Origin of the sequence: Streptomyces sp. NPDC048392, from assembly GCF_043200575.1 — a bacterium.
Lineage (GTDB): Bacteria > Actinomycetota > Actinomycetes > Streptomycetales > Streptomycetaceae > Streptomyces.
Map to the genome: position 1 here is coordinate 202,895 of NZ_JBICYB010000008.1, position 17,357 is coordinate 220,251.

At 70.6% G+C, this 17,357-nt stretch carries 16 protein-coding genes and 1 riboswitch; of the genes, 4 read left to right on the forward strand and 12 right to left on the reverse strand.

Annotated features, from left to right (window positions below; genetic code table 11):
* The 10 genes from ACGFYH_RS14760 to ACGFYH_RS14805 all read right to left on the reverse strand — a co-directional run bounded on the left by ACGFYH_RS14760 (nucleotide 1) and on the right by ACGFYH_RS14805 (nucleotide 11,175).
* Nucleotides 1-861 (reverse strand): thioesterase family protein, encoded by an 861-nt coding sequence (locus tag ACGFYH_RS14760; RefSeq protein ID WP_393803501.1) that lies wholly within the window; start codon nucleotides 859-861, stop codon nucleotides 1-3.
* Between the two features lie 203 nt (nucleotides 862-1,064).
* Entirely contained in the window at nucleotides 1,065-1,724 is a 660-nt protein-coding gene (locus tag ACGFYH_RS14765; RefSeq protein ID WP_393803502.1) for a trimeric intracellular cation channel family protein, read from the reverse strand.
* A 69-nt stretch (nucleotides 1,725-1,793) separates the two neighbouring features.
* The gene (locus tag ACGFYH_RS14770; protein ID WP_393803538.1) at nucleotides 1,794-3,161 is read right to left on the reverse strand and encodes an ABC transporter ATP-binding protein; all 1,368 of its coding nucleotides are present in this window, start codon (nucleotides 3,159-3,161) and stop codon (nucleotides 1,794-1,796) included.
* Between the two features lie 47 nt (nucleotides 3,162-3,208).
* Complete coding sequence (locus ACGFYH_RS14775) at nucleotides 3,209-4,306, reverse strand: ABC transporter ATP-binding protein (protein ID WP_393803503.1); 1,098 nt, start codon at nucleotides 4,304-4,306, stop codon at nucleotides 3,209-3,211.
* A complete protein-coding gene (locus ACGFYH_RS14780; protein WP_393803504.1) occupies nucleotides 4,303-5,301 on the reverse strand; it encodes an ABC transporter permease in 999 nt (332 codons plus the stop codon). Before ACGFYH_RS14780 ends, ACGFYH_RS14775 begins: the two co-directional genes overlap by 4 nt.
* Before the next feature lie 139 nt (nucleotides 5,302-5,440).
* Entirely contained in the window at nucleotides 5,441-7,246 is a 1,806-nt protein-coding gene (locus ACGFYH_RS14785) for an ABC transporter substrate-binding protein (protein ID WP_393803505.1), read from the reverse strand.
* Nucleotides 7,247-7,317: 71 nt separating this feature from the next.
* Nucleotides 7,318-8,325 (reverse strand): ABC transporter permease, encoded by a 1,008-nt coding sequence (locus ACGFYH_RS14790; RefSeq protein ID WP_393803506.1) that lies wholly within the window; start codon nucleotides 8,323-8,325, stop codon nucleotides 7,318-7,320.
* A gap of 317 nt (nucleotides 8,326-8,642) precedes the next feature.
* On the reverse strand, nucleotides 8,643-9,440 hold the full coding sequence (locus tag ACGFYH_RS14795; protein ID WP_393803507.1) for an enhanced serine sensitivity protein SseB C-terminal domain-containing protein: 798 nt from the start codon (nucleotides 9,438-9,440) through the stop codon (nucleotides 8,643-8,645).
* Between the two features lie 188 nt (nucleotides 9,441-9,628).
* Nucleotides 9,629-10,432, reverse strand: a complete 804-nt coding sequence (locus tag ACGFYH_RS14800) for an enhanced serine sensitivity protein SseB (protein ID WP_393803508.1) — start codon at nucleotides 10,430-10,432, stop codon at nucleotides 9,629-9,631.
* A 74-nt stretch (nucleotides 10,433-10,506) separates the two neighbouring features.
* Nucleotides 10,507-11,175 (reverse strand): AAA family ATPase, encoded by a 669-nt coding sequence (locus tag ACGFYH_RS14805; protein ID WP_393803539.1) that lies wholly within the window; start codon nucleotides 11,173-11,175, stop codon nucleotides 10,507-10,509.
* A 179-nt stretch (nucleotides 11,176-11,354) separates the two neighbouring features.
* Nucleotides 11,355-11,449: riboswitch (glycine riboswitch) on the forward strand.
* Nucleotides 11,450-11,605: 156 nt separating this feature from the next.
* Here ACGFYH_RS14805 and gcvT point away from each other — a divergent pair.
* The 4 genes from gcvT to ACGFYH_RS14825 all read left to right on the forward strand — a co-directional run bounded on the left by gcvT (nucleotide 11,606) and on the right by ACGFYH_RS14825 (nucleotide 16,003).
* The gene (gene gcvT, locus ACGFYH_RS14810) at nucleotides 11,606-12,739 is read left to right on the forward strand and encodes a glycine cleavage system aminomethyltransferase GcvT (RefSeq protein ID WP_393803509.1); all 1,134 of its coding nucleotides are present in this window, start codon (nucleotides 11,606-11,608) and stop codon (nucleotides 12,737-12,739) included.
* A gap of 142 nt (nucleotides 12,740-12,881) precedes the next feature.
* A complete protein-coding gene (gene gcvH / locus ACGFYH_RS14815) occupies nucleotides 12,882-13,259 on the forward strand; it encodes a glycine cleavage system protein GcvH (protein WP_393803510.1) in 378 nt (125 codons plus the stop codon).
* 14 nt (nucleotides 13,260-13,273) lie between these two features.
* The gene (glyA, locus tag ACGFYH_RS14820; RefSeq protein ID WP_393803511.1) at nucleotides 13,274-14,536 is read left to right on the forward strand and encodes a serine hydroxymethyltransferase; all 1,263 of its coding nucleotides are present in this window, start codon (nucleotides 13,274-13,276) and stop codon (nucleotides 14,534-14,536) included.
* Between the two features lie 99 nt (nucleotides 14,537-14,635).
* Complete coding sequence (locus tag ACGFYH_RS14825; protein ID WP_393803512.1) at nucleotides 14,636-16,003, forward strand: L-serine ammonia-lyase; 1,368 nt, start codon at nucleotides 14,636-14,638, stop codon at nucleotides 16,001-16,003.
* Here ACGFYH_RS14825 and ACGFYH_RS14830 read toward each other — a convergent pair.
* Together ACGFYH_RS14830 and ACGFYH_RS14835 are read right to left on the reverse strand one after the other, a co-directional pair.
* Nucleotides 15,990-16,214 (reverse strand): hypothetical protein, encoded by a 225-nt coding sequence (locus ACGFYH_RS14830; protein WP_393803513.1) that lies wholly within the window; start codon nucleotides 16,212-16,214, stop codon nucleotides 15,990-15,992. The two genes, ACGFYH_RS14825 and ACGFYH_RS14830, sit on opposite strands and share 14 nt — an antisense overlap.
* Nucleotides 16,215-16,482: 268 nt before the next feature.
* Nucleotides 16,483-17,037 carry a hypothetical protein gene (locus ACGFYH_RS14835; protein WP_393803514.1) on the reverse strand — a complete coding sequence of 185 codons (555 nt, stop codon included), beginning with the start codon at nucleotides 17,035-17,037 and terminating at the stop codon, nucleotides 16,483-16,485.
* Between the last annotated feature and the right edge of the window lie 320 nt (nucleotides 17,038-17,357).

Here is a 17,357-nt window from a genome sequence, read left to right on the forward strand (position 1 = left end):
TCAGCCCAGCCGGACCCGGGCCAGCTGGCGGGACTGCGCGACCAGCCGGTCTGCGCTGTCCCAGACCTCGGCATCCTCCTCCAGGAAGCCGCCGGCGAGGTTGCGGGTGGTGATGGAGACCCGCAGCGGGCCCGGCGCCGGACGGCAGCGCACGTGCGCGGTCAGCTCGACCGTCGGCACCCAGCCCTTGAGTCCCAGCTCGAAGGCGGTCGGCGGCAGCGCGTCCACGGCGAGGAGCAGCGAGAGCGGGTCGGCGTCGCGGCCGTCGGCGAGCCCGAACCAGGCCCGCATCTCACCCCGGCCCGAGGGCCGCCCCAGCGCCCACCCCAGCGTGGCGGGGTCCAGCTTCAGGCTCAGCCGGTCGGTGATGGCCGAGCTGCCCTCGACGGGGACGGGGCCGTCGGCCGGGCCGAAGCACTGGTCCATCGGCGGGATCGCGGGCGGCTTCGCCGAGGTGCGGACGTCGTCGGGCAGCGCGTCGAGGTCGCCGTAGGAGGCGAGGACGCGGATGCGCTCGACTTCGTTGCCCTCGTCGTCGTACTGGAAGAGGGAGGCCTGGCCGGTGGACAGGGAGCGCCCCGTGCGGACGGTCTCGGTGCGCACGACCGCCGGGCCGGGCCGGGAGGCGGTGAGGTAGTGCGCCGAGACGGTGAAGGGGTCGGGGTGCGGGAGCGCGTCGCCGAGGGCCCGGCCCAGGACGGCCAGCAGGTAGCCGCCGTTGACGGCGCTGACGATCGTCAAGCCGGCCGACAGGTCGATGTCGTAGACGCCGGGGGCGCGCCGGGTGGCGGCGGTGTCCCGGTCGAACTCGCTGTCGCCGATGGTGGCCCGCGTGGCCGCTGCGGAGGCTGCTTCTGGCATGACTGCACGGTACAACAGGAAAATACTAAGCGGTAGCTTTTCCTGTCCACTCCCGTGCACGCAGATACACCTCCAGTTGCGCCGACCCGGCCACCGTCGCCCGCCCCCGGACGGACACCCGGCCGCGCCACTCGCCCAGGGCGGCCTCCAGCGGCTCCACGCCCCCGGCCGACCACGCCTGGGCGAGGACGGACGCGATCCGCTCAGTCCCCTTCCACCACCGTCGACCGCCGGTTCCAGGCGCGCGGCGCCCGCCAGTGGAAGCGCAGGGCGAGCAGCCGCAGCACGAAGGCCGTGACGACCGCGAGTGCGCTGGTGAACGGGGTGAGCGCCTCGTAGCGGATGCACAGGGCGACCATCGCGGAGCCGACGATCGCCGGGACGGCGTACAGGTCACGGTCCCAGCGCAGCAGTGAGGGCACCTCGTTGGCGAGCACGTCGCGCAGGACGCCGCCGCCCACCGCGGTGGCCAGGCCCAGGCAGGCCGAGGCGGTCAGGCCGAGCCCGTAGTCGTACGCCTTGGTGGTGCCGGCGACGCAGAACAGGCCGAGCCCGGCCGCGTCGAAGATGTTCACGCCGCTCTGGAGGCGCTCCACGTGGGGGTGGAGGAAGAAGACCAGCAGCGTCGCGAAGAGGGGGGTGAGGAAGTACCCGAGATCGGTGAAGGCGGCGGGCGGCACCGCGCCGATGACCAGGTCCCGGAACATTCCGCCGCCCAGCGCGGTGACCTCGGCGAGCACGGCGATGCCGAAGACGTCGAAGTTCTTGCGTACGGCCAGCAGGGCGCCGGAGATGGCGAAGACGAAGATGCCGATCAGGTCGAGCGTGTGCTGGACGGTGGGGCTGAAGAGTTGCTCGTACACCCTTCCATTCTTACCTGCCGAAGAGCCCCCGCCTTACAAACGAAGGCAGGGGCTCACTGGCGGCCGAGGTCACTTCTCCTTGGCGGAAGGCTCCTCGTCGGCGTCCTCGGCGGTGGGCTTTTCACCGGCGTCACCGGCGTCGCCGGCGTCACCACCGTCGCCGTCCGCCGTGTCCGGGAAATCCGCGGTGTCCGGGGCATCCGCCGTGTCCGGGGCATCCGCCTCGGCGCTCTCCGCATCCTCGGCCGGGGCTTCGGCCTCGGCCTCGGCGGCCACTGCCGCCGACGTCGCCGCCGACTCCGCCAGGGCGTCCTCCGCAACCAGCTCCGCCGCCTGCTTGGCGTCGGAGAGCAGGACGACGTCCTGCGGGGCCTGGTCCTCGAAGTTCTCCGGGTGGTGGCAGGCCACCTGCTGACCGGGGCGGAGTTCCTTCAGCGGCGGCTCGGTGGTCGTGCAGATCTGCGTCGCCTTCCAGCACCGGGTGTGGAACCGGCAGCCGCTCGGCGGTGCGATCGGCGAGGGGACGTCGCCCTGGAGCAGGATGCGGTCGCTCTTGGCCGACTTGCGCGCCGGGTCCGGGATCGGGACGGCCGACATCAGCGCCTTGGTGTACGGGTGCATCGGCGTCTTGTAGAGCAGGTCGCGGTCGGCCAGCTCCATGATCTTGCCGAGGTACATCACCGCGATGCGGTCCGAGACGTGCCGGACGACGGACAGGTCGTGCGCGATGATCACGTACGTCAGGCCCAGCTCGCTCTGCAGGTCGTCGAGCAGGTTGACGACCTGGGCCTGGATCGACACGTCGAGCGCGGAGACCGGCTCGTCGGCCACGACCAGCTTCGGGTTGAGCGCGAGCGCGCGGGCGATGCCGATGCGCTGGCGCTGGCCGCCGGAGAACTCGTGCGGGTAGCGGTTGTAGTGCTCGGGGTTGAGACCGACCACCGACAGCAGCCGCTGCACCTCCTTCTTGACCCCGCCCTCGGGCCGGACGCCCTGGAGCCTGAAGGGGGCGCTGACGATCGTGCCGATGGTGTGGCGCGGGTTCAGCGAGGAGTACGGGTCCTGGAAGATCATCTGCACGTCGCGGCGCAGCGGACGCATGCCGCCGACCCCGAGGTGGGTGATGTCCTTGCCCTGGAACTCGACCTTGCCCGCGGTCGGTTCGAGAAGCCGGGTGATCAGCCGGCCCATGGTCGACTTGCCGCAGCCGGACTCGCCCACGACACCCAGCGTCTCGCCGGCCCTGACCTCGAAGTCGATACCGTCGACGGCGCGGACCGCGCCGACCTGGCGCTGCAGCAGGCCCTTCCTGATCGGGAAGTGCTTCTGCAGCCCGGTCACCTTGAGCAGGGCCTCACCGGGGGCGGCGTCCTTGGTGAGAGTGGCGGTCCCGGCGGACTCGCCCTCGGTGCCGTCGCTCTGCGCGGGGATGGCCACTGCTTCGTCCTCGGCCCTGCGCTTGGTTTCGTCCTTGGCTTCGTCGCTCACAGCTTCGGCGCAATCTCTTCGATCCAGATACGCTCCCGCTGCTCCTGCGACATGTGGCAGGCGGCCCAGTGCTCGCTGCCGACCTCGGTCAGCTCGGGACGGACCGTGCGGGTGACGTCGTCCTTGGGCACGTCGGCGTACGGGCAGCGCGGGTTGAAGGCGCAGCCGGACGGGAGGTTGATGAGGGAGGGCGGCGAGCCCTTGACCGGGATGAGGCGTTCCTGCTGGTCGCGGTCGAGCCGCGGCATCGAGCCGAGCAGGCCCCAGGTGTAGGGGTGCCGGGGCTCGTAGAACACCTTCTGAGCCGGACCGCGCTCGACGCACCGGCCGCCGTACATCACCAGGAGGTCGTCGGCCAGTTCGGCGACGACGCCCAGGTCGTGGGTGATGATGACGACCGCGGAGCCGAACTCCTTCTGCAGATCCCGGATGAGGTCGAGGATCTGCGCCTGGACGGTCACGTCCAGGGCGGTGGTCGGCTCGTCCGCGATGAGCAGCTCGGGGTTGTTGACCAGCGACATCGCGATCATCGCGCGCTGTCGCATACCGCCGGAGAACTCGTGCGGGTAGCTGTCCACCCGCTTGTCCGGCTGCGGGATGCCGACCCGGTCGAGCATCTCCACGGCACGGCGCCTGGCGGTCTTCTTGTCCACCTTGTGGTGGATGCGGTACGCCTCCACGATCTGCTGCCCGATCGTGAAGTACGGGTGCAGCGCGGACAGCGGATCCTGGAAGATCATCGCCATCTCGCGGCCACGCAGCTTGCGGACGTGGTCCGGGTCGGCGGACAGCAGCTCGGTGCCGTCCAGCCAGATCTCGCCGGATATCCGGGCCTTGCGCTTGCCGTACTGGCCGGCGGTGTGCAGGCCCATGATGCCGAGCGAGGTCACCGACTTGCCGGAGCCGGACTCGCCCACGATGCCGAGGGTCTTGCCCTTCTCCAGCTGGAAGGAGAGCCCGTCGACGGACTTCACCAGGCCGTCGTCGGTCGGGAAGTGGACCTTGAGGTCGCGTACGTCCAGGAAGGAGGTCGGCGCGGGCGAGCTGCCGGTGGGCTCGCCCACCGCGGCCCCGCTCTTGCTCAGTTCGGTCATGCGAGCCTCACTCGGGGGTCGATCACGGCGTACAGGATGTCCACCACGAGGTTGGCGATCAGCACCGCGAGAGAAGTGATCAGGACGACGCCCAGGATGAAGGGCAGGTCGTGGTTCTTGATCGCGTCCAGCACCTTCTGGCCGAGGCCGGGGAGGCTGAACGTGGTCTCGGTCAGGATCGCACCGCCCATCAGGGCGCCGAGGTCCATGCCGAGCATGGTGAGCAGGGGGGTCAGCGTCGACCGCATCGCGTGCTTGCTGATGACGACCTGTTCCTTGAGCCCCTTGGCCCGCGCGGTGCGGATGTAGTCCTCGCCGAGGATCTCCAGCATGGTGGCGCGGGTGATCCGGGCGTACATCGCCGCGTACAGGAAGGCCAGGGTGACCCAGGGCAGGATCATGCCGCCGAACCATCCGCCGAAGCTCTCGTCGAGCGGTACGAACTCACCGTTGATCCAGCCCAGGCCGTAGGAGAAGACCGCCAGGCTGAGCAGACCGGTGAAGTAGATGGGGAGGGAGACACCCGCCAGGGCGACGACCATCGCACCGCGGTCCCACAGCGAACCGCGCTTGAGGGCGGAGAGCACACCGGCGGCCACGCCGAAGATCAGCCACAGCACGGCGGCGCCGAGCGCGAGAGCCAGGGTCACCGGGAAACGCTCGGTCAGCACCGGCCAGACGGACTGCTCGGTCTTGAAGGAGTAGCCGAAGCAGGGCGCGGAGCAGTGGGTCACGTCACCGCCGGACGCGTAGGTGCGACCCGCGAAGATGCCCTTGAAGAACTCCCAGGCCTGGACGAGGACCGGGTCGCCCAGACCCAGCTTCTCCCGCACACCCTCGACGGCGGCGGGGTCCGCCTGCTTGCCGACGAAGTTCAGGGCGATGTCGACCCCGGCCCACTTGGGGACGAGGAAGAAGATGCAGAAGACCACCAGGATGATGACCACGAGCATCACTGCGGCGGCGAACAGCCGCCTGATGAGGTAAGCGAGCACGGGTTGCGGCCCGCTGCGTACCGCGGGCCGCCGGTGGGGGTCCGCCCATGCCTTGTGGGCTGTGGGGGACTTCCGGCGGCCCGCGGTCACGCCGCGCCGGCCTTCACCTGCCTTTCGTGCCGTACGGCGGGTGTACCGGTTACTTCTTGGGGTTCTTCAGGCCGAGGTTGACGAAGTCGTACATGCCGCTGTAAGCGTCGGTGGTGTAGATGTTCGCCACGTTGCTGGAGCGCCAGTTGATGAACTTCTCGAAGACGAAGGGCAGGTAGTACGCGCCCTCCATCACCTTGTGGTTGATCTCCGTGGCGATCTTCGTCTTACCCGCGTCGTCCAGCTCGGTCAGGTAGTCGGCGAAGAGACCGTCGATCTTCTTGTCGTCGATCATCGCGAAGTTGTTGTTCGCGCTGTCGAGGATGTAGTCGCTGTGCCACAGCGGCAGACCGTAGCCCTGCACGGACGGGAAGTCCGGGCCCCAGCCCATGATGATGATGCCGTAGCCCTTCTTGTGCACGTTCGAGGGGCTGCCGATGACGCTGGCGTACTGCGAACCGTCGTACTGGTCGATCTCGACGTCGATGCCGACCTTCTTCAGCGACGCCTGGAGGGACTCGGCGGTGGCCACCTCGACCGGCTTGTTGTTGCGGACGGCGATGGTGGTCTTGAAGCCGTTCGGCTTGCCGCAGGCCTTCAGCTCTTCCTTGGCCTTGTCGGCGTTGCCGTTCTTGTTGGCGCCGGCCATCTCGTACGGGTCGTACTTCTGGCCCTCGGCGCCCGGGACGGCGGGCGGCAGCATGTTGGTGCCGATGTCGCCACCGGCGACCGGGCCGCCGCGCGCGGTCTGCAGGGAGACGTGGTCGGCCCCGTAGAGCACGGCCTTGCGGCAGTGGATGTTGTCGAACGGCTTCACGTTCTGCGGGAACACCGCGTACCGGATGTAACCCGAGACCGGGTTGTCCAGGTTGGCCTTGTGCTCCTTCAGGGCGGTGGTGCGGCCCTGCGGGGACAGGCCGGTCTGGGCCAGGTCGATGTCGTAGTCGCCGGCGATCAGACGGGCGTCCAGGTCGTTGGCGTTGGTGAAGAACTTGATCGTGATCTTGTCCGGGTACGCCTTGCGGACCGGGTCCGACGCCTGCTTCCACTCGGTGTTGCGGACCAGGGTCAGGTCCTTGCCGGGGTTGTAGGACTCGAACTTGTACGGGCCCGAGGAGAACGGGTGCAGGCCGTACTTGGACTTGGTGTCCTTGTCCTGGCGGACCGGGGACGCCGAGGTCAGCGCGAGCATCTCCTCGAAGTCCGAGTTGGCCTGCGGCAGGTGGAAGACGATGGTCTTGTCGTCCGGCGTCTCGATGGCCTTCAGGCCCAGCTTGTCCTTGGACTTGTCCTTGTACGGGCCGTGGTACTCGTCCTTCGGGTCGAGCACCTCCTTGAGGTACGTCGGGCCGCCGGACAGCACGTCCTGCGCCCAGACGCGCTCGATGCCGTACTTGACGTCCTTGGAGGTGACCGGCTTGCCGTCCTCCCAGGTGACGCCGTCACGCAGGGTGTACGTGTAGGTCTTGCCGTCGTCCGAGACCTTGGCGACGTCGGTGGCGAGGTCGGGGGTGACCTCGGCACCGGTCTTGCCCGGCTCCGTCTTGTTCGTGACGAGCTGACGGCTGTAGTAGCGGGAGAAGTTCCACATGAAGCCGTAGTAGCCGCGCGTGGTGTCCCACGAGTCGGCGTCCTGCGTGCTGGCGAACTTCAGCGTCCCGCCCTTCTTGGCCTCGGAGGCCTGGGCGACCTTGTTGTTGGCTGCGTCGAAGCCGGCCGCGCCGTTCTTCGAACCGCCGCCGCTGTCGTCATCGCCGCCGCCGCCGCCGCACGCCGCCGTGGTCAGCAGCGCGGCGACCACTGCGGCAGCGGCCAAAGCCTGCTTGCGCCGCCCTGAGGTGCGTTGGGTAGTCACGATCTCGGATCCTCCGGATTAGATGAGAGACGCCGTGCAGGTGCCACGGGTCGCTTTGCGGTACGGCAGGGTCAGCGGGAGCCCTTCGGGTCCAGCGCGTCACGCACGCCGTCGCCGAAGAGGTTGAAGGCAAGAACGGTGATGAAGATCGCCACACCGGGGACGACCATGTACATGGTGTCCGACTTGTAGTAGTCGATCGCGCTCGAGAGCATCTGCCCCCAGGACGACGTCGGCGGCTTGACGCCCACGCCCAGGAAGCTGAGCGCCGCCTCGGTGAGGATGTTGGTGGGGATCATCATCGTGGTGTAGACGATGATCGGCGCCACCAGGTTGGGGAGCAGTTCCTTGAAAAGGATGTAGAACCGTCCGGCTCCCAGCGACCGGGCCGCTTCCACGTACTCCCGTTCACGCATGGACAGGGTCTGGCCGCGGACCACGCGACCGATGTAGGGCCAGCCGAAGAAGCCGATGACCACGATCATCATGAGCAGCCGCACCCCCGTGCCGCTCAGGCCCAGCATCGAGTCCGGCAGCACGGAGACCAGCGCGATGATGAACAGGAGCTGCGGGAAGGCCAGCAGGCCGTCCATGATCCGGCTGACGAGCGAGTCGACCCAGCCGCCGAAGAAGCCGGCCAGGACACCGAGGACGGTGCCGATGACCACGGCGACCATCGCGGACAGGAAACCGACGAGCAGCGAGATCCGCGCGCCGTGGACGATGCGGGCGAAGATGTCACGGCCGTTGACCGGCTCCACGCCGAGCCAGTGGTCGCCGCTGATGCCGCCCAGGGAACCCGTGGGGGTACCGAACAGCGGGTCGATCATGTCCTCGTTGTACGCGTTGGGCTCCTGCCCGTACAGCGAGGTGATCAGGGGCGCGAACACGGCGACCACGATGAGGAGCAGCACCACGATGCCGCCCGCGAGGGCCAGCCTGTCCCTCTTCAGGCGCTCCCAGGCGATCCGGCCCAGGGAGCGCCCTTGTACCGACTTGGCCTCGGCGTCGGCGACCGCCGCTTCCTCTGCCGCACTCGGGGCCGCTTCCGCGGTCGGCTCGTGCAATGGTGCCGTCATCTGGCAGGGACCCCTCTCAACCGGCGGTAGCCGGCCCGCACTTGCCGCTGTAGCGGCGTGATTCAGTCCGTCGTACAAAGAGGCGAGCATCAACCCCTTGTTTCGGGAGTCTTCAATGCTTTGGCGATCTGTAGCCAGACTTGACGGGGAATGGATGCTCAACCGTGATGCGGTTTGAGGTGTTCCGTTATCCGGACAGTGGGTAACGGGGGTCGGACGCGGGCGAGTTGGGACATCGGAGACAAAGCGGCGTTTTGCGTCGTCATCTACGCGCGCAGATCGCCTTCGTCGGCCCGGCCGGGGAGTCGACGCGGCCGTCAGTAACGGCTACCGGCCGGAGGGTATCCGTACCCGCCCGCCGGTGCCTGGGCGGGGGCGGCCGCGTGGGCCTCGCGGTCGTAGAACGGACGGGCGTTGGCGCGCAGCCACAGGGCGACCGGATCGTGGGCGTCGGTCATCGCCACCGTCGACACCGGCAGTCCGTCCGGTACCGCGCCGACGGACTGCTGCATCATCGCGCGGACCGCGTCCACGGCCGGCGGGGAGGTGTCGTACACGTCGAGACCGATGGCGAGATACGGCGCCCCCAGCGCCGGCTGCACCCAGGCGCGGCGCAGCGCGCGGACCGCCGGGGTGCGGTGGGCGTTCTGCGCGAGCAGGGCGTAGAACTGCGGGACCTCGATGGCCGGTTCGGACAGGCGCAGGGGTCCGGCGGGCTGCCGGTCCAGGCCGGAGGCGATGCGGCGCAGGTCCAGCCAGGGGATGCCGACGCCGCCGCCGGGCGCGTGCGGGTTGAGCCAGAGGCCGTAGTGGTCCGGATAGAGGGCGCGGGCGGCCTCCAGGCCGTCGACCACCTCGTACGAGCGGTTCCAGCCGCTGGCCGACAGCTCCTGGGCGGAGGTGACGCAGGGGGCGTAACCGTAGCCGTCGACCTCCATGTTCCCGTACTGGGCGTCGGGGGAGCCGGCCTGGCCGTGCCACAGCAGCATCCAGACCTGCCCGGAGGTGGGGGTGGCGAGTGCGCGCAGCAGGGCCTCGTAGGCGTCGTAGCGCCCGGGCGTCACCTGGCGCAGCATGTGCTCGACCTGCCCGGTCGTGGTGCCGCTGGCGCTCACGCGTATCGCCCCTTCGAGAAGTCCCGGTCGTGGAACCAGCTTAAGGCTCCGCGGGGCGGGGGGCGCCTATCAGCTCGGGGGACTGCCGTCCCGCGGCCGCGGCGCCCGCCTTGGCTCGTCGCTGCCACGCGGCGCAGCCCACACGCCGCGGCCTCGCAACCCCTGAAGGGCGCTCCGTCGACCTGCGTTCACAAGTCCCGGGCGTAGAACGGGCGGACCTGCTCGCGCATCCAGTCGCAGACCGGGTCCTGGGCCGCCTCCAGGAGGACCAGGTTGACCTGCCACTTCAGGGGGGACGCGGCCAGGGCACGGCCCAGGGCGTCCAGGGGGAGGGCGCGGGCGTCGCCCTCCCAGTGGGAGAGTTCGACGCCGACGAACAGGACCGGGTCGGCGGTCTCGATGGCGGCCAGGCAGCGGCGCGCGCTGCGCACGACGCCGGTGGCGGCGAACTCGGCGGAGGCCGCCGCCAGGAAGTCCACCGGGTCGTCCTGCCAGTCCGGCTCGAAGAGGCGGACCCGGCCGCCGGACGCGGGCCCGTCCAGCGGAGTCTGCCCGGCCCGGCACAGCTCGGCCACGGCCGGCGGCGGCAGCGGGACGCCCACCACGCCCTCCGGGTTCACGGCGATGCCGACCTGCGGGGGCAGGCCGCGGGCGAACTCGGCGGCGGGGGCGACGGTGTACGCCATCCGCGCCCCGGCGACCCGGCGGAGCTGCTCCTCGGAGCTGAACACCGGCACGTACGCCTGGCCGTCGATCTCCAGCGAGGGGAGGTCCAGGGGGCCGCTGTGCGGGCCGCCGCCGTTGGGCAGCGGGACCCAGACGAAGCTGCGGCCGAGGACCTCCACGATCCGGCCGCCGGCGCCGGGCACGCCGAGGGCGGCGGACAGCACCTCCTCCAGCTCGTTGCCGGGCCACCCGCCGTGCGGGTGGGGGTGCGTCTGTGCCGGGAAACCGGCGGAGAAGTCCGCCGGGAGGTCCCCTGGGAAGTCCATCTGCCTACCGCCTGCCTGGTACCGCTGTCCGTGGCCGAAAGGCTAACCCGTTCGGCCCAGCGGCCTACGGGGTGTCACCCGGTGAAGGCGATCCGGTGGAGGGCGTCGGCCGCCGCCCGGTCCAGGACGACCGCCGAGGCGCAGCCGGCGGGCAGGGTCCCTTCGGTCACCGCGCGCAGCAGGCGGGAGTTGGCCGAGCGGTGCCGCAGGAACGCGTACCGCGAGACGCCCCGGCCCCGCTCGCGCTGGCCGGCCAGGGCCTCGTCGGCGGCGACGTCGAGCAGCAGCAGGTGCAGGGTGCCGTCCCGGCGGCGGGCCTCGCGGGCCAGCCAGCCTCGCACCCAGGCCTGGGTGCCGCAGTCGTGGACGACGACCCCCTCCCCGGAGCGCAGCGCGCGGCGCAGTCCGGCGTAGTGGTCGAGGCGGACCAGCGGGCGGTAGAGCCCGTACGGCAGGAAGCGCGGCATGCGGCGGTCCCAGCGGTCGCGGGTGTCCTGGGAGTCGATGCGCCGGCCGCGCACGGTGCGCTCCATCAGCGTGGACTTCCCGCTGCCGGGCAGGCCGGTGATCACCACCAGGTCCCGGGGGCCGAAGAGGAGGGCGTGCGGGCTGCGGCCGTCGCGGTCCCGGAGGTCGCGGACGACGGGCGCGGGCAGTTCGGCGCACGCCTCCGGGGCCGGAGCGGCGGGCTGCCCGGGCAGCGCGAGTCCCGAGGTGGTGGCGTACGCCGTGGTCCTGTTCACCGTGATCGTCCTCCCCTGGGGCGGTTCACGAGTTCCCATCCCCGTCGAGTGTAAAGAAAAGGTAATGCGCGGGTCTCGCGTTTTCGTTCGCTTACTGCCACAAGCCGGTTACAGATCACGGTCTGCCATGGACCGACCCGGCGTGCAATGATGGCGGCGCCAACTGCATACCGGCCGTTTGAATCCGCGCGGGAGAGTCCCCGGCCGTCGCCGGGGCGCCGAAGGAGCAAGTCCCTCCCTTGAATCTCTCAGGCCCCGTTACCGCGCGGGCGAGGCACATCTGAAAAGCGGACCGCCCCCGACGGCGGTCCCACCCAAGGTGCAAGCCGCTGATCGCCGTACTCCGGTGGCCGCGGCGAACCTCTCAGGTTCCGATGACAGATGGGGAGGATCGACCTCGCCACGTCCTGTCCTGGGAGACGACCGACCGATGAGCAGTACCGAACTCCGCCGTACCGCGCTCGATGCCACGCATCGCGCGCTCGGCGCGACGATGACCGACTTCGCCGGCTGGGACATGCCCCTGCGCTACGGCTCCGAGCGCGAGGAGCACGTCGCGGTGCGCACCCGGGCGGGTCTTTTCGACCTCTCGCACATGGGTGAGATCACCGTCACCGGGCCGCAGGCCGCCGAGCTGCTGAACTACGCGCTGGTCGGCAACATCGGCAGCGTGCGGCCGGGCCGGGCCCGCTACACCATGATCTGCCGGGAGGACGGCGGCATCCTGGACGATCTGATCGTCTACCGGCTGGGCGACGCCGAGGCCGCGTCCGCTCACTACATGGTGGTCGCCAACGCCTCCAACGCCCAGGTGGTGCTCGACGCGCTCACCGAGCGGGCGGCCGGCTTCGACGCCGAGGTGCGCGACGACCGCGACGCCTACGCGCTGCTGGCCGTGCAGGGTCCCGAGTCCCCCGGCATCCTCAAGAGCCTCACCGACGCCGACCTGGACGGCCTGAAGTACTACGCCGGCCTGCCCGGCACCGTCGCCGGTGTCCCGGCGCTCGTCGCGCGCACCGGCTACACCGGCGAGGACGGCTTCGAGCTGTTCGTGAAGCCGGAGCACGCCGTCGAGCTGTGGGAGGCGCTGACCCGGGCGGGCGAGGGCGTCGGTCTGGTCGCGTGCGGCCTGTCCTGCCGGGACACGCTCCGCCTGGAGGCGGGCATGCCGCTGTACGGGAACGAGCTGACGACCGCGCTGACGCCGTTCGACGCCGGTCTCGGCCGGGTGGTGAAGTTCGAGAAGGAGGGCGACTTCGTCGGGCGCGCCGCGCTGACCGGGGCCGCTTCCCGGGCGGAGCGGAACCCGCCCCGCGTCCTGGTCGGCCTGGTCGCCGAGGGCCGCCGGGTGCCGCGCGCCGGGTACCCGGTCGTCGCCGGTGGCGAGGTGATCGGCGAGGTCACCTCCGGCGCCCCGTCCCCGACGCTGGGCAAGCCGATCGCCATGGCGTACGTCGACCCCGCGCACGCGGCACCGGGCACCGCGGGTGTCGGTGTGGACATCCGGGGCAGCCACGAGCCGTACGAGGTCGTGGCGCTGCCGTTCTACAAGCGCCGGAAGTAGACACTGGGCGGCGGGTCCCTGCCGGCCCGCGCGCCCTCTCGCTGCTCACCAGCGGCGGTTCCGGCGGCCCCTTTCGTCATGCGCTTCACCTCCCTTCACCCCCTTCACCAGCCACTTCCTCGCGTACAGGAGAATTCAGGCCATGAGCAACCCCCAGCAGCTGCGCTACAGCAAGGAGCACGAGTGGCTGTCGGGCGCCGAGGACGGCGCCTCGACGGTCGGCATCACGGAGCACGCGGCCAACGCGCTCGGTGACGTCGTCTTCGTCCAGCTCCCCGAGGTCGGCGACTCGGTGACCGCGGGTGAGACCTGCGGCGAACTGGAGTCGACCAAGTCGGTCTCCGACCTGTACTCCCCCGTCTCCGGTGAGGTCACCGAGATCAACGAGGACGTCGTCAACGACCCGTCGCTGGTGAACAGCGCCCCCTTCGAGGGTGGCTGGCTGTTCAAGGTGCGCGTCACGGAGGAGCCGGCCGACCTGCTCTCCGCCGACGACTACACCGCATTCGCCGGCGCCTGAGGAGACACGGACGCATGTCGCTTCTGAACACCCCCCTGCACGAGCTCGACCCCGACGTCGCCGCCGCCGTCGACGCCGAGCTGGACCGCCAGCAGTCCACCCTCGAGATGATCGCCTCGGAGAACTTCGCCCCGGTCGCGGTCATGGAGGCCCAGGGCTCGGTCCTCACCAACAAGTACGCCGAGGGCTACCCCGGCCGCCGCTACTACGGCGGCTGCGAGCACGTCGACGTGATCGAGCAGATCGCCATCGACCGGGTCAAGGCCCTCTTCGGCGCCGAGCACGCCAACGTCCAGCCGCACTCGGGCGCCCAGGCCAACGCGGCCGCCATGTTCGCGCTGCTCAAGCCCGGCGACACGATCATGGGTCTGAACCTCGCCCACGGCGGGCACCTGACCCACGGCATGAAGATCAACTTCTCCGGCAAGCTGTACAACGTCGTCCCCTACCACGTCGGCGACGACGGCCGGGTCGACATGGCCGAGGTGGAGCGCCTCGCCAAGGAGAGCAAGCCGAAGCTGATCGTGGCCGGCTGGTCGGCCTACCCCCGTCAGCTCGACTTCGCCGCGTTCCGCAAGGTCGCCGACGAGGTCGGCGCGTACCTGATGGTCGACATGGCGCACTTCGCCGGTCTGGTCGCGGCGGGCCTGCACCCGAACCCGGTGCCGCACGCCCACGTGGTCACCACCACCACCCACAAGACGCTGGGCGGCCCCCGCGGCGGTGTGATCCTCTCCACGGCCGAGCTGGCCAAGAAGATCAACTCCGCCGTCTTCCCCGGTCAGCAGGGTGGCCCGCTGGAGCACGTGGTGGCCGCCAAGGCCGTCGCCTTCAAGGTTGCCGCGAGCGAGGACTTCAAGGAGCGCCAGGGCCGTACGCTGGAGGGTGCCCGCATCCTGGCCGAGCGCCTGGTGCGGGACGACGCGAAGGCGGCGGGCGTCTCCGTCCTCACCGGCGGCACGGACGTCCACCTGGTCCTGGTGGACCTGCGCGACTCCGAGCTGGACGGTCAGCAGGCCGAGGACCGTCTCCACGAGGTCGGCATCACGGTCAACCGCAATGCCGTCCCGAACGACCCGCGTCCGCCGATGGTGACCTCCGGGCTGCGCATCGGTACGCCGGCCCTGGCGACCCGAGGCTTCACGGCCGAGGACTTCGCCGAGGTCGCGGACGTGATCGCCGAGGCGCTGAAGCCGTCGTACGACGCCGAAGCCCTCAAGGCCCGGGTGAAGACCCTGGCCGGCACCCACCCGCTGTACCCGGGTCTCGACAAGTAGACACCGCGCCCTGGGGTGGGGCGCCGCGACCGCCACAAGCGGCGGGGCGCCCCACCCGCAGCGTCCCCTCCGCACCACCCCCGTTCTGAGGAGTCCCCCGTGGCCATCTCGGTCTTCGACCTGTTCTCGATCGGCATCGGCCCGTCGAGCTCGCACACGGTCGGCCCGATGCGCGCGGCGCGCATGTTCGCCCGCCGCCTGCGCAACGAGGAGCTGCTGGACTCCGTCACCTCGGTCCGCGCCGAGCTGTACGGCTCCCTCGGCGCCACCGGCCACGGTCACGGCACCCCCAAGGCCGTGCTGCTCGGCCTGGAGGGCGACTCACCGCGCACGGTGGACGTGGAGAGCGCCGACGACCGCGTCGGGACGATCAGGTCCTCGGGCCGACTCCGCCTCCTCGGCGAGCACGAGATCGCCTTCTCCTACGACGACGACATGGTCCTGCACCGCCGCGAGACCCTCCCGTACCACGCCAACGGCATGACCCTGTGGGCGCACGACGCGCAGGGCACCGAGGTGCTGACCAAGACCTACTACTCGGTCGGCGGCGGCTTCGTCGTCGACGAGGACGCGGTGGGCGCCGACCGCATCGTGCTCGACGACACGGTGCTCAAGTACCCCTTCCGCACCGGCGACGAGCTGATGCGCCTGGCCCGGGAGACGGGCCTGTCCATCTCCGCCCTGATGCTGGAGAACGAGCGGGCCTGGCGCGACGAGGACGAGATCCGCGAGGGCCTGCTGGAGATCTGGCGGGTGATGCGGGCCTGTGTGGACCGCGGCATGACCCGCGAGGGCATCCTGCCGGGCGGCCTGAAGGTGCGCCGCCGCGCCGCGAACACCGCGCGCAAGCTGCGCTCCGAGGGCGACCCGCAGGCCCTGGCCATGGAGTGGATCACCCTCTACGCCATGGCCGTGAACGAGGAGAACGCGGCCGGCGGCCGGGTCGTCACCGCCCCCACGAACGGCGCGGCCGGCATCATCCCGGCGGTCCTGCACTACTACATGAACTTCGTCCCCGGCGCCGACGAGGACGGCGTGGTCCGCTTCCTCCTGGCCGCCGGCGCGATCGGCATGCTCTTCAAGGAGAACGCCTCCATCTCCGGCGCCGAGGTCGGCTGCCAGGGCGAGGTCGGCTCCGCCTGCTCCATGGCGGCCGGCGCGCTCGCCGAGGTGCTCGGCGGCTCCCCCGAGCAGGTGGAGAACGCCGCCGAGATCGGCATGGAGCACAACCTCGGCCTCACCTGCGACCCGGTCGGCGGCCTCGTCCAGATCCCGTGCATCGAGCGCAACGGCATGGCCGCGGTCAAGGCGGTCACGGCGGCCCGGATGGCGATGCGCGGCGACGGGTCCCACAAGGTGTCCCTCGACAAGGTCATCAAGACCATGAAGGACACCGGGGCCGACATGTCGGTCAAGTACAAGGAGACGGCGCGCGGCGGGCTGGCGGTGAACATCATCGAGTGCTGACCGGGCAGGCCCCGACCAGCGCGCCCCGCACGCGTTCGGACGTCGCCTCCTCGGGCATCCGGAGGCACCGCAGTTCGACGGTCTCCGAGCCGCCCGCCGCATCCTCGCCGACTGCCTCAACGGTCCACGCGTGCTCATCCTGACCACCTTCGACCTCGACGACTTCGTCCGCGCCGCCCTGGCCACGCGTGACGGCCGGGATCCTGGCCACCGTCGCGATCGCGACTCGTCTCGTTCAGCCGGCCCGGGGCTGAACGCCGGGAACTGCCGCTGGACACAGGTGAATCCCTGGTAGCGGAGACTTCGACCACACGGGCAGGCTGAAGTGAACGGCAGGTCGTGCCGGGTCGGCCTGGGCCGGCGATCCGCCAGGTCGCGACCGGCCCGGTGCCGCCGCGGATCACCGCGGCAGTCGCCGCCCCTCGTCGAGGTCGATCTCACGCGCACGGACTCGGCCTGCCACCCGGGCGCGATGGCTGTCACGCGCCGTCAGATCTCCCACTCCCCGCCCCTTGCCCGGCATGGGAGGCGGCCCCCGCGACCGTCCAGAGCGCCATGCCCCACAGGGAGAGCGCGGAAGTCAGGCCCACCACGAGGCGAACGGTCTCGTCCGGGCCGTTCGTGAGCCAGACGGTCGTTCCCGCCGCCCCCGAAGCGATCAGCGGCCCCGCCGGCATGCGCAGTCGGGGTTGCTCGAACACCGCCGCCAACGGCAGGAAGTGCAGCCCCACCACGACCGCGACCAGCGGGGGAACCAGCACCGGCACCCCGACGCGGAGGCAGACCGCGACGATGGCGATGATCAGCAGCCACTGCAGCCCGTTGATCTGGTTGAACCGCCTGCGTCGGCCAACGGGAAACGGTCCCCCCGCCGACGCGGGAAGGAAACGGCGCGCGGCGAGCATCAGCCCCGCCGTGACGGCACAGCCGACCACGGCCAGCGTCGGCCGCACCAACCCGTCGAAGGCGCTCGAGCCCAGCAGCCACCAGCCGAGCCCGAACACCGCGAAAAACCCTACCCCTGACTTGAACATGACCGAGACCCTAGGTCCTGTCGTCAACTCGCGTCCTCGCCCGGAGGGCGGCCCCGCGGCGTCGGGTGCGTGCTCTCGGCGTGCCGGGTCCCGGGCCTCGTACCGGATGTACCCGGGTCAGGGCCGGTACGGCGAGAGTGCGTGCATGACGCCGCGGGGCAGACGGGAGTTCGCTCGGGACAGCCGTCCGTGTCCCGGTGGATGAGCGTCGCAGACGGATCGGGGTCGTAGGCCTGTGCGGGCACCGCGTCCCCAGCGGCGCGACCGCCGCCTCGCCCCGCCCCCCCGCGGTGAGACCGGCCGTCGCCCTGCTCCTCGCA